We start from the raw sequence: 12,021 nt of genomic DNA on the forward strand, positions 1-12,021 counted from the left end.
TTTCGTCAAACCGCCGTTATCTCGACGCAAACACCCTGTAACTGGCAGCCATCAGATGTCAGTGCTTGACTGACTTTTTGCGCCGGGTGCTTCGGGTACCATGTCGGCCATGACAGGACTTCACGATCTTTTTCCTTCCTGGCCCACGGCTCCCGGCGGTCTCTTCTGGATCGGGCTGGCGCTGGTCGGCGCGGCGCTGTGCGGCGAGTTCGCCCGCGTGGCGCTCAAGCTGCCGCGCATCGTCGGCTATGCGGTGGCGGGGCTGGCGGCGGGCGTGCTGGGCCGGCCGCTGATCGACGCCGACATGCTCGGCGAGACGCACATCCTGATCGAGATGGCGCTCGCGCTGGCGCTGTTCGAGCTCGGGCACCGGCTCTCGTTCGACTGGCTGCGCGCCAACCGCTGGCTGCTGCTGACCAGCGCGTTCGAGAGCCTGCTGACCTGGGGCCTGGTGACCTGGCTGCTGCAGGCCATCGGCGTGGCGGTGCCGGTGGCCGTGGCGGCCGGCGCGATCGCCGTGGCCACATCGCCGACGGTGCTGCTGCAGTTGAAGAACGAGCTGCGCGCCGAAGGACAGGTGACCGAGCGCCTGCTGTCGCTGGGCGCGCTCAACAGTATCTATGCCGGCGTCCTGGTGCCGCTCACGGCCGGCTGGCTGCACAGCGAATACGGCCACTGGGGCGCGGCGCTGCTGCATCCGCTGTATCTGCTGGTGGGGTCGGTGCTGCTGGCATGGGTGACGGGCAAGGCCGGCCACGCGCTGTATCACCGCATGGCGGGCGACGACCACTACGCCTTCCTGGTGCTGGTGGGCCTGGTGCTGTTCACGCTGGCGCTGACCAAGCTGCTCAAGCTGTCGGTGCCGCTCACGTTGCTGCTGGCGGGCGTGGTGTTCAAGCATCAGGACGCCCATCCGAGTGTGTGGCCGACGCATTTCGGCAGCGCGGGCAGCATTCTGATCGTGGTGATGATCGTGTCGCTGGGCCTGCCGCTGCGGGCGTCGGACTGGATGATCGGCGGCATGGCGGCGGTGGTGCTGGTGCTGGCGCGCTTCGTTGCCAAGCTGGCCGGGACGACGCTGCTGGGTTCGTTCTCGGGCCTGTCGATGCGGCAAAGCGTGTCGCTGGGCCTGGCGCTCGGGCCGATGTCGGGGCTGTCCTGGCTGCTGATGCACGATACCGCCGCGCTGTACCCGCTGACCGGCGCGCCGCTGTCGGCCATCATCCTGTGCACGCTGGCCATCCAGCAGATCGCCGCACCGATCCTGACCACGCGCGCGTTGCGCTGGGCGGGCGAGGTGCGGCAGGAAGAAGGGAGGCGTTGACCCTCATGTCCCTCGAACCGTTCGCCAAATCCGAGGCGCTGACCTTCGGCGTGGAGCTGGAGCTGCAACTCGTCAATCGGCACGACTATGACCTCGCGTCCGCCTCGGCCGACCTGCTGCGCATGCTCAGGGGCAAGGAGACGCCCGGCGACATCAAGCCGGAGATCACCGAGTCGATGATCGAGATTGCCACCGGCATCTGCCACAGCCACGACGAAGCGCTGTGGCAGATGCGCGAGATCCGCGACCGCATGGTCGAGGCGGCGGTGCCGCTCAACATCGGCATCTGCGGCGGCGGCACGCATCCGTTCCAGCAATGGAGCCAGCGCACCATCTCGGCCTCGCCGCGCTACCAGTACATCTCGGAGCTGTACGGCTATCTCGCCAAGCAGTTCACCGTGTTCGGCCAGCACGTGCACCTGGGCTGCCCCAGCCCCGACGATGCGCTGTACCTGCTGCACGCCATGTCGCGCTACGTGCCGCACTTCATCGCGCTGGCCGCGTCCTCGCCGTTCGTGCAGGGGGTGGATACCGGGTTCGCCTCGGCGCGCCTGAATTCGGTGAGTGCCTTCCCGATGTCGGGCCGCGCGCCGTTCGTGCTCACGTGGGATGCCTTTGTCGCGTACTTCGAGAAGATGCGCGCCACCGGCGTGATCGAGAGCATGAAGGACTTTTACTGGGACATCCGCCCCAAGCCCGAATTCGGCACCATCGAAGTCCGCGTGATGGATACCCCTCTGACGGTGGAGCGCGCCGCCGCCGTGGCCGCCTACATCCAGGCGCTGGGCCGCTGGCTGCTGCTCGACCGGCCGTTCGTGCCCACCGAGGACGATTACCTGGTCTACACTTTCAACCGCTTCCAGGCCTGCCGCTTCGGGCTGGCGGGCGAATACGTCGATCCGGCCAGCGGGCAGCGCGGCGCCCTGGCCGACCACATCCTGGAGACCAGCAAGCTGCTCGCACCGCACGCGGAGGCGCTGGCCTCCGAAGGCGCGCTCGACATGGTGCGCGAAGTGGTGGAGCGGCGCGACAGCGACGCGGAGTGGATCCGCGCCACCGAGGGCGAGACCCGCAACCTGCACGAGACCGTGCGGCGCGGCTGCGGACGCTGGGCGCAGGTGGCGTCGCTGCCCGCGTAGGCTGCGGGCGCTCGGCCGGCGCCGCATGCGGGCCGGGTCCGGCCGCTGCTCGCGCCTGATGGCGGCCTCCCGCGCAGGCGGATCGGAGTCGCGCCGGTGCCTTCGATGCCGATGGTGCCGATCATCGCGTGCGCTGCCGGACGCCGCGGCGCCCGCATCCACATCACGGCATCGGACGCACCGCCAGCACGCGGCGCGCGAACGCCCAGCACACCGCGGCGAACACGGCCAGCCCAAGCCACTGGGCCGTGCCTTCGAACGAGGCGCCCACGAGCGCCAGCGGCGCGTCCCTGCCGCTGGCGCCGATGATGGCGGCCATCAGCACCCCCACCAGGCTCTCGCCGACGATCAGGCCCGAGGCCAGCAGCACGCCGTGGCGGCTGGGCACCTCGGCATAGCGCGCGAACGACACGCCGGCCGCCCGCGCGCGCTTGGCGAGCATCTTGTCGATGGCCCACGCCAGCACCGCGCCGACCACCAGCGGCGCGCTCACCGTCGGCGGCAGGTAGATGCCGATGCCCACCGCCAGCACCGGCAGTCGCGCCACGCCGCCGCGCTGCTTGAGCGCCCAGTCGATCACGATCAGGGCGATGCCGATGACGATGCCGGCGCTCACCATGGTCCACTGCAGCTGGTGCGTGAAGATGCCGGTGGCGATCGCCGTCATCAGCGTCGCCTGCGGCGCGGACAGTGCCTGCGCGGCATCCATGCCGGGGCGGGGCAACGCGCCGGGGAAGCCGTATGCGTTGTACAGCAGCTCCAGCACCGGCGAGATCACCACCGCGCCGGCCACGCAGCCGATCAGCAGGGCCACCTGCTGGCGCCACGGCGTGGCGCCCACCAGCCAGCCGGTCTTCAGGTCCTGCAGGTTGTCGTTGGAGATGGTCGCGACCGCGAGCACCGCGGTGGTGGTGAAGATCGCCAGCGCGATGCCCAGCCTGCCGGCCTCGGGCGAGCCGGGCAGGCCGCGATCCGCGCCGACCGCCAGCAGCAGGAGCGACACCAGCGTGATGGCGATGATGCCCACGCCCGAGATCGGGCTCGTCGACGAGCCCACCAGCCCGGCCATGTAGCCGCACGCCGCGGCCACCAGGAAGCCGAACACCACCGCGAACAGCACCGCGCACGCCACCAGCAGCCAGCGTGTTCCTGGCGACAGCGTGGCCGGCGCCAGGAACGCGGCAAAGGTGATGACGAGCGCCACCACCATCGCCAGCGAGACCAGCAGGATCCAGCGCGGGGCCATGTCCTGGTCGGTGCGCGGCAGCGCGCCGGACTGCGGACGCAGGCTGCCGAACGAACGCTGCACGCCGCGCACCACCGGGCCGATCAGCGTGGCCAGCGTCCACACCGCCGCCACCGCGATCACGCCCGCGCCGATGAAGCGCACCTGCGTGCGCCACACGTCCAGGCCGAACGCCGACAGCGGCTTGCCGGCCGGCATCGGCGTGATCGCCGTCAGGTACGGCACCGCGATGCCCCAGGCGATGACGAGCCCGACCAGCATCGCCAGCCCCGCCACCACGCCGATCAGGTAGCCGGCGCCGAGCAGCGCCGTCGAGAAGCCCAGCGGCAGCCGCACCACCGCCGCGCCGGCCGAGAGCCACCAGTTCGCGCCTTCGCCCAGCACGCGCAGGCCGCTGGTGGCAAACGCGACCACCGCCGCCACCACGCCGCCGGTGGCGATGTCGTGCAGGCCGCTCGCGGCGGGCACGGCATCGTCATCGGGCGCGCCGTCGTCGGTCGCATGGCCGCTGCCCGCGCGCAGGATCTCCGCTGCCGCCACGCCTTCGGGGTAGGGCAGGTCGGTCTCCACCACCATCGCATGGCGCAGCGGGATGGTGAACACCACCCCCAGCATGCCGCCCGCCACGCAGACGCCAAACGTCAGCCAGAACGGAAAGCCTTGCCAGTGCCCGATCATCACCAGCCCCGGCAGGATGAAGATCACCGACGACAGCGTGCCTGCCGCCGAGGCCTGCGTCTGCACCATGTTGTTCTCGAGGATGTTCGTGCCGCCGATGGCGCGCAGCACCGCCATCGAAATCACCGCCGCCGGAATCGCCGACGAGAACGTCAGGCCGACCTTCAGGCCCAGGTACACGTTCGACGCCGTGAAGATCACCGTGATGACCGCGCCGAGGAGCATGCCGCGCAGTGTCAGCTCGGGCAGCGTGGCTGCCGGGAGGTGCCTGGGGGGATGGAAGGATTGCATGCTGCGAGCGCCTTCTTTTTTGTTGGGGGAGGGTGGCGGGGATTATAGGAAGGTGTTTGGGGAGGTGTTTGGGTGTTGGTGGTGCATCCCGTGTTTCGGCCCCTGGCGGGGTGGGGCTTGGTGGTCCATCCCTTGTTTCGTCCCCTGCCGGGGCCGACTCACTTTCTTTGTCTTGCCAAAGAAAGTAAGCAAAGAAAGGCGCGCCCGAGATGGCGACATCCCCTTGAATTTTTGTGACGGGGAGGGGAAGGGGGCAAACTCGCTTCGCTCAGACAGGCCCCCTTCCTTTTCCCTCCCCGTCACAAAAATTCAAGGCGTCATCTAGGGCAGGAACGGCCAAACCGTCGGTACTCATAGGCAAACGCCAAAGCCAATCTTGGTGGTACGTCTCGTGTCAGATGGTTTGCTTTTCCCTTGACCTATGCGGCGCCTTGAATTTGTGTTGCAGGGAGGAAAAAGAGAGGGGGCTGTCTGAGCGAAGCGAGTTTGCCCCCTCTCCCTCCCTGCAACACAAATTCAAGGAGGGGGTCGCCGCATCGGGCGCGCCTTTCTTTGCTTACTTTCTTTGGCAAGACAAAGAAAGTGAGTCGGCCCCGGCAGGGGATGAAACAAGGGATGCACCACCAAGCCCAGCCCCGGCAGGGGACGAAACCCGGGATGCCCCCAAAAAAGAAGAACCAACCAGCAAAAAAAAACGAACCGTAAAAGCCCGCCCTCAACACTCGACGATATTCACCGCCAATCCCCCCCGGGCCGTTTCCTTGTATTTGGTTTTCATGTCGGCCCCCGTCTCCCGCATCGTTTTGATGACGGAGTCGAGCGAGACATAGTGCGTGCCGTCGCCGCGCAGCGCCATGCGCGCCGCATTGACGGCTTTCACGGAGGCCATCGCGTTGCGCTCGATGCACGGGATCTGCACCAGCCCGCCGACCGGGTCGCAGGTCAGCCCGAGGTTGTGCTCCATGCCGATCTCGGCGGCGTTCTCGGCCTGCGCGGGCGTGCCGCCCAGCACGGCGGCCAGCGCGCCCGCGGCCATCGAGCAGGCCACGCCCACTTCGCCCTGGCAGCCGACCTCGGCGCCGGAGATGGAGGCGTTCATCTTGTAGAGCATGCCGATTGCGCCGGCGGTCAGCAGGAAATCGACCACGCCGTTGTCATTGGCGCCGGGCACGAAGCGGTCGTAGTAGTGCAGCACGGCAGGGATGATGCCGGCCGCGCCGTTGGTGGGGGCCGTGACCACGCGCCCACCCGCGGCGTTCTCTTCGTTGACGGCGATGGCGTACAGGTTGACCCAGTCGATGACCGACAGCGGGTCGGACAGCGTGCGCTCGGCCTGGCCGGTCAGCCGCGCGTACAGCTCGGCGGCGCGGCGGCGCACGTGGAAGGGCCCGGGCAGCTCGCCCTCGGTGCGGCAGCCGCGCGCCACGCAGGCCTGCATCACGTGCCAGATGTTGAGCAGGCCGGCGCGCACTTCGGCCTCGCTGCGCCAGGTCAGTTCGTTTTCGAGCATCAGCCGGGCGATGGACTTGCCCGTCGATTCGCACATCGCCAGCAGTTCGCGGCCGCTGCGAAACGGGTGGGGCAGCTGGTCGTGCGCGCTCAGGACCTGCGTGTTGGGCGCGCCCGCCGTGACGACGAAGCCGCCGCCCACCGACAGGTAGCGCGCCTCACGCAGCCGCTCGCCGGCCGCGTCGAAGGCGTGGAACTTCATGCCGTTGGGATGCTCGGCCATGGCCTCGCGGCGGTAGAAGGCAATGTGCTCCTTCTCGGTGAAGCGCACCGCGTGGCGGCCCAGCAGCGACAGCGATTGCGACTGGCGCAGCGCGGCCAGCTTGGCGTCGATGGTGTCGGGATCGATGGTGTCGGGCGCCTCGCCCATCAGGCCGAGGATGACGCCGCGGTCGGTGCCGTGGCCCTTGCCGGTGGCGCCGAGCGAGCCATACAGTTCGACGCGCACGCTGGCGATTTGCGGCATCAGGCCATCGGCCTCCAGGCCGGAGGCGAACATCAGCGCGGCGCGCATCGGGCCGACCGTGTGCGAGCTGGACGGGCCGATGCCGATCTTGAAGAGGTCGAAAACAGAAACAGCCATGGGTGGGGCTCCGGAGGCGTGGTGGCGCGGGTGGGCTTGTGGCCGCCCGCGCACGGGGTTCTCAGATGAAAACGGCCGCCCCGGGGTACGAGGCGGCCGTCGGTGGACGCGGCGCATGCCGCGCCCGGTGTCGCCGGGTCAGTCCTGCGCGTACTCGCTCATCGGCACGCAGGCGCAGAACAGGTTGCGGTCGCCGTAGACGTTGTCGGCGCGGCCGACCGGCGGCCAGTACTTGCGCGTGCGCAGCGAGGCCACCGGGTAGGCGGCCTGCTCGCGCGTGTACCGGTGCGACCAGTCGTCGGCCATCACCACCTGGGCGGTGTGCGGCGCGTGCTTGAGCGGGTTGTCTTCGCGGTCGAACGCGCCCGAGATCACCTTGTCGACTTCGCCGCGGATGGCGATCATCGCGTCGATGAAGCGGTCGAGTTCCACCTTGGGCTCGCTCTCGGTCGGCTCGATCATCAGCGTGCCCGGCACCGGGAAACTCATGGTCGGCGCGTGGAAGCCGAAGTCCATCAGGCGCTTGGCGATGTCTTCGTTGCTGATGCCCGACTCCTTCTGCAGCGGGCGGATGTCGAGAATGCACTCGTGCGCCACCAGGCCGTGCGCGCCGGTGTACAGCACCGGGTAGTACGGCGAGAGGCGGCGGGCCACGTAATTGGCCGACAGGATGGCCGCCTCGGTGGCGGCGGTCAGGCCGGCCGCGCCCATCATGGCGATGTACATCCACGAGATCGGCAGGATCGACGCGGAGCCGAACGGGGCCGCCGACACCGCGCCGATGTTCTTGCTGGCGTCTTCGCCCGAGGCCGCGCGGCCGGGCAGGAACGGCGCGAGGTGCGCGCCCACCGCCACCGGGCCCACGCCCGGGCCGCCGCCGCCGTGCGGAATGCAGAACGTCTTGTGCAGGTTCAGGTGCGACACGTCGCCGCCGAAGTGGCCCGGCGCGGCGGTGCCGACCATGGCGTTCATGTTGGCGCCGTCCACGTACACCTGGCCGCCGTGGCTGTGCACGATCTCGCAGACGCGCTTGACGCCTTCCTCGAACACGCCGTGCGTGGACGGGTAGGTGATCATGATGGCCGCCAGGTTGGCGCTGTGCTCGGCCGCCTTCTTTTCCAGGTCGGCCAGGTCCACGTTGCCGCGCTCGTCGCACGCGACCACCACCACCTTCATGCCGGCCATCTGTGCCGAGGCCGGGTTGGTGCCGTGCGCGGACGACGGGATCAGGCACACGTCGCGATGGCTCTCGCCACGGCTGGCGTGGTAGGCGTGGATGATCAGCAGGCCGGCGTACTCGCCCTGCGAGCCGGCGTTCGGCTGCAGGCTCACGGCCGCATAGCCGGTGGCGGCGCACAGCATCTGCTCGAGCTGGTCGATCATCTCGCGGTAGCCCACGGTCTGGTCGGCCGGCGCGAACGGGTGGATGTTGGCAAACTCGGGCCACGTCACCGGCAGCATCTCGGCGGTGGCGTTGAGCTTCATCGTGCACGAGCCGAGTGGGATCATGGTGCGGTCCAGCGCCAGGTCCTTGTCGGCCAGGCTGCGCAGGTAGCGCAGCATTTCGTGTTCGGAGTGGTGCGCGTTGAAGACGGGGTGCGTCAGGTACGCGCTCTGGCGCGCCAGCGAGGCGGGGAAGGCATCGGCGATGCTGGCCTCGACCTGGTCGAAATTCGGTGCGCTCGCATGGGCGGCGTGCGCGAAGATCTCCCACAGCGCCACCACTTCGGCGCGCGTGACGGTCTCGTCCAGCGAGACGCCCAGGCGGCCGTCATCGATCTGGCGCAGGTTGAACCCGTGCGCCTGCGCGGCGATGTGCAGGTTGGCGGTGCGCGGGCCGGTGGCGACGGTCAGCGTGTCGAAGAAGGCACCGGCCTCCAGCGTGTAGCCGATCTGGCGCAGGCCGGCGGCCAGCGTGGCGGTCAGGCGGTGCACGCGCTGGGCGATGCGCTTGAGGCCCTGCGGGCCGTGGTAGACGGCGTACATCGACGCCATCACGCCCAGCAGCACCTGCGCGGTGCAGATATTGGAGGTGGCCTTCTCGCGGCGGATGTGCTGCTCGCGCGTCTGCAGCGCGAGGCGGTAGGCCGGGTTGCCCTGCGCATCGACCGTCACGCCCACCAGGCGGCCGGGCATCGAGCGCTTGAACGCATCGCGCACGGCCATGTAGCCGGCGTGCGGGCCGCCGAAGCCGAACGGCACGCCGAAGCGCTGCGTGTTGCCGATCACCACGTCGGCGCCCCATTCGCCCGGAGCGGCCAGCAGCGTCAGCGCCAGCAGGTCGGCCGCGGCAACGACCAGGCCGCCGGCAGCGTGCACGGCGTCGGTCAGCGCCTGGTACGTCGACAGCCCACCCAGCAGCGCGCCGCCGGTGCCCGGATACTGCAGCAGCACGCCGAAGGCGTTGTGCTTGGCGGCGTCGGCGGCCGGACCGGTCACGACCTGTACGCCGATCGGCTCGGCGCGCGTGCGCACCACGTCCAGCGTCTGCGGCAGCACGTCGTCAGCCACGAAGAAGACGTTGGACGGGTGCTTGCCCACGCGCTGCAGCAGCGTCATCGCTTCGGCGGCGGCGGTGGCTTCGTCGAGCATCGACGCGTTGGCGATATCCATCGCCGTCAGGTCCATCACCATCTGCTGGAAGTTCAGCATCGCTTCCAGGCGGCCTTGCGAGATCTCGGGCTGGTAGGGCGTGTAGGCGGTGTACCAGGCCGGGTTCTCGAGAATGTTGCGCAGGATCACGCCCGGCGTATGGGTGCCGTAGTAGCCCTGGCCGATCAGGCTCCTGACCACGCGGTTCTGGCCGGCGATGCCGCGCAGCTTGGCCAGCGCCGCTTCTTCCGTCAGCGGCTGGGTGAACTCGCCCAGCGGCATGCCGTCCTGGCGGCGGATGGCGGGCGGGATCACGGCGTCGATCAGCGCGGCGCGGCTAGCGTAGCCGAGGGTCGCAAGCATCGCGGCCTGCTCATCGGGCGACGGGCCGATGTGGCGTTCGGCGAAGGCGTCGCGCGCCTCCAGCTCGGCCAGGGTGGGGCGTGCGGCGAGGGTCTGGGTCAGGGCCGCGGAAGCGGGGTGCGGAGCGTTCATGGCAAGGGCTCGTAAAACGATCAGGCCGGCGCGCGGGTCGGGCGCGCCGGTGCGGGGCGAGGCTTACGCCCCGGCTTTGGCTTGGTACTGGTCGGCCGACAGCAGGGCGTTCACGTCGTCGGCGTTGGCCGGCTTGATCTTGAACAGCCAGGCGTCATAGGCGTCTTCATTGACCGACTCGGGCGACTCGGTGGCATCGGCGTTGCTGGCGATCACTTCGCCCGACACCGGCGCGTAGATGTCGGAGGCGGCCTTGACCGACTCCACCACGGCAATCGCTTCACCCTGCTTGACCTGGCGGCCGGTGTCCGGCAGCTCCAGGAAGACGATGTCGCCGAGCTGCTCCTGCGCCAGGTCGGTGATGCCGATGGTCAGCGTGCCGTCGGCCTCCGTGCGGACCCACTCGTGGGATTCGGTGTACTTCAGCTCTACGGGCGTGTTGCTCATGAAGGGTTCTCCGGAAGAAGGATGAGGATGGGTTCGAATTCGGGATTCAGCTGACCAGCGCCTTGCCATTGCGCACGAACGGCAGTTTAACCACAGTCGCGGTCAGCCTGCGGTCGCGGATCTCGACCTGCACGTCCGCGCCGATGGCCACGTCCTTGGGCAGGCGCGCCAGCGCGATCGACTGCGACAGGCTGGGGCTGAAGGTGCCGCTGGTGATTTCGCCGTCACCGGCGGCCGTGATGACTTTCTGGTGGGCGCGCAGCACGCCGCCCTTGTCGCGCAGCAGCAGGCCGACGAACTGGTCGCGCTGGCCGTTGGCGGCGAGCGCCGCCTTGCCGTTGAAGTCGCGCTCGCTTTGCAGGTCGACCGTCCAGGCCAGGCCCGCGTCCAGCGGCGAGACGTGCTCGTCCATGTCCTGGCCGTAGAGGTTCATGCCGGCTTCCAGGCGCAGCGTGTCGCGTGCGCCCAGGCCGCAGGGGCGCACGCCGGCCTGCAGCAGGCGCTCCCAGACGCCGGCGATCTGCGCGGCGGGCACCACCAGCTCGAAGCCGTCTTCCCCCGTGTAGCCGGTGCGCGCGACCATGATCTCGCCCACGCCGTCGATGGTGGCGAAGCCCGCGTTGAACGGCTTGAGCGCCTCGCCCACCGCCTGCGTGCCCGGCAAGGCGGCGTAGGCCTTGGCGCGCGCGTTCGGGCCCTGCACGGCCACGATGCCGAGGGGTTCCGCGCCCGCGTTGTTGTCGGAGCGGCGCGGCGTGATGGCCACGCCCGTGCCGGCGGCGGCGTTCTGCGCCACGATCCATGCAATGTCGGTCGGCGCGGTGCCGGCGTTGACCACCAGGCGGAACCAGTCCTCGCGGAAGAAATAGACGATCAGGTCATCGATCACGCCGCCCTTGGGGTTGAGCATGCAGGTGTAGAGCGCCTTGCCCGGGGTCTGCAGCTTGTCGATGTTGTTGGCGAGCAGCCCGCGCAGGAAATCGCGCACCCGCGCACCGGTCAGGTCGACCACGCACATGTGCGAGACGTCGAAGATGCCGGCATCGCGGCGCACGGCGTGATGTTCCTCGATCTGGGAGCCGTAGTTGACCGGCATGTCCCAGCCGCCAAAGTCGACCATGCGGGCGCCCAGCGAGCGGTGGATGGCATTGAGCGGCGTGTGTTGGAGCGTCATGGAATCTCTCGGCAGGAGCGCCGCCAGGTGGCCTGGGCGCGCGGCGCGTGTGGTTCGGGGCCAAAAAGCAAAAAGGCCACCCGCGCAGCCTGACGCCTCATGGTGACGCCATGAAGATCATGCTGCGCGGGTGGCCCCTCTGTCCTTGGTACCTGAGAGATTGGGAAGCGGCACAACGCGTGCGACGGTTCCGTGAGCCCCTTCGGTGGGCGCCCGCGATGGTGGCGCGGCGCCGCTCTCCAGAGTGCGGCCGGACGCATGCCCAGCCGATCCACCCGGTCCTGGATGCCTGAGAGTTTTCGGGTGCTACCCCTTCGGCGGCGACTGGCCGTATGCGGCCGACGCGCTCTCCCGGATGGATGGCCGGAATGTACGGAAGGGGGGAGGGATTGTCAATTGGGGCGGGGCGCGGTTCCGGCCTTGCCGCGCCGGTCGCAGGCCGGCAGCGATATGCGGACAAGACGGAAACGGTTGAAGAGGGCACAGCGGGGTTCGAAACATCGGGGCCGCACCAAGGTATGGCGCCGAATGGCGAGGCGCCCC

The 12,021-nt window shown here is 69.1% G+C and carries 7 protein-coding genes and 2 riboswitches; of the genes, 2 read left to right on the forward strand and 5 right to left on the reverse strand.

The window, feature by feature from the left end; translation table 11 throughout:
- The first annotated feature begins 100 nt into the window (after positions 1–100).
- Both GO999_RS00755 and GO999_RS00760 read left to right on the forward strand, forming a co-directional pair.
- Entirely contained in the window at positions 101–1,324 is a 1,224-nt protein-coding gene (locus tag GO999_RS00755) for a cation:proton antiporter (RefSeq protein ID WP_211906465.1), read from the forward strand.
- A gap of 5 nt (positions 1,325–1,329) precedes the next feature.
- Entirely contained in the window at positions 1,330–2,463 is a 1,134-nt protein-coding gene (locus tag GO999_RS00760) for a YbdK family carboxylate-amine ligase (protein ID WP_021154649.1), read from the forward strand.
- Positions 2,464–2,626: 163 nt separating this feature from the next.
- Here the strand turns inward: GO999_RS00760 and GO999_RS00765 are convergent, their stop codons facing one another.
- From GO999_RS00765 to gcvT, 5 genes are all read right to left on the reverse strand, one after another.
- Positions 2,627–4,678, reverse strand: coding sequence for an OPT family oligopeptide transporter (locus tag GO999_RS00765; protein WP_211906466.1), 2,052 nt, complete (start codon positions 4,676–4,678; stop codon positions 2,627–2,629).
- A gap of 715 nt (positions 4,679–5,393) precedes the next feature.
- On the reverse strand, positions 5,394–6,770 hold the full coding sequence (locus GO999_RS00770; RefSeq protein WP_019717220.1) for an L-serine ammonia-lyase: 1,377 nt from the start codon (positions 6,768–6,770) through the stop codon (positions 5,394–5,396).
- Positions 6,771–6,908: 138 nt separating this feature from the next.
- A complete protein-coding gene (gene gcvP / locus GO999_RS00775) occupies positions 6,909–9,857 on the reverse strand; it encodes an aminomethyl-transferring glycine dehydrogenase (protein WP_211906467.1) in 2,949 nt (982 codons plus the stop codon).
- A gap of 63 nt (positions 9,858–9,920) precedes the next feature.
- Entirely contained in the window at positions 9,921–10,304 is a 384-nt protein-coding gene (gene gcvH / locus GO999_RS00780; protein WP_011003178.1) for a glycine cleavage system protein GcvH, read from the reverse strand.
- Between the two features lie 46 nt (positions 10,305–10,350).
- On the reverse strand, positions 10,351–11,478 hold the full coding sequence (gcvT, locus tag GO999_RS00785) for a glycine cleavage system aminomethyltransferase GcvT (protein ID WP_016725552.1): 1,128 nt from the start codon (positions 11,476–11,478) through the stop codon (positions 10,351–10,353).
- A gap of 129 nt (positions 11,479–11,607) precedes the next feature.
- A riboswitch (glycine riboswitch) is annotated at positions 11,608–11,731 on the reverse strand.
- Positions 11,732–11,744: 13 nt separating this feature from the next.
- A riboswitch (glycine riboswitch) is annotated at positions 11,745–11,842 on the reverse strand.
- Positions 11,843–12,021 lie beyond the last annotated feature (179 nt).

Source organism: Ralstonia nicotianae (assembly GCF_018243235.1).
Classification (GTDB): Bacteria; Pseudomonadota; Gammaproteobacteria; order Burkholderiales; family Burkholderiaceae; genus Ralstonia; species Ralstonia nicotianae.

What these genes read in the sequence shown, in the direction of transcription:
- GO999_RS00765 (WP_211906466.1), bottom strand. Translation starts at nt 4,678, where the DNA reads ATGCAATCCTTCCATCCCCCCAGGCACCTCCCGGCAGCCACGCTGCCC.
- GO999_RS00760 (WP_021154649.1), top strand. Translation starts at nt 1,330, where the DNA reads ATGTCCCTCGAACCGTTCGCCAAATCCGAGGCGCTGACCTTCGGCGTG.
- gcvP (WP_211906467.1), bottom strand. Translation starts at nt 9,857, where the DNA reads ATGAACGCTCCGCACCCCGCTTCCGCGGCCCTGACCCAGACCCTCGCC.
- GO999_RS00770 (WP_019717220.1), bottom strand. Translation starts at nt 6,770, where the DNA reads ATGGCTGTTTCTGTTTTCGACCTCTTCAAGATCGGCATCGGCCCGTCC.
- GO999_RS00755 (WP_211906465.1), top strand. Translation starts at nt 101, where the DNA reads ATGTCGGCCATGACAGGACTTCACGATCTTTTTCCTTCCTGGCCCACG.
- gcvT (WP_016725552.1), bottom strand. Translation starts at nt 11,478, where the DNA reads ATGACGCTCCAACACACGCCGCTCAATGCCATCCACCGCTCGCTGGGC.
- gcvH (WP_011003178.1), bottom strand. Translation starts at nt 10,304, where the DNA reads ATGAGCAACACGCCCGTAGAGCTGAAGTACACCGAATCCCACGAGTGG.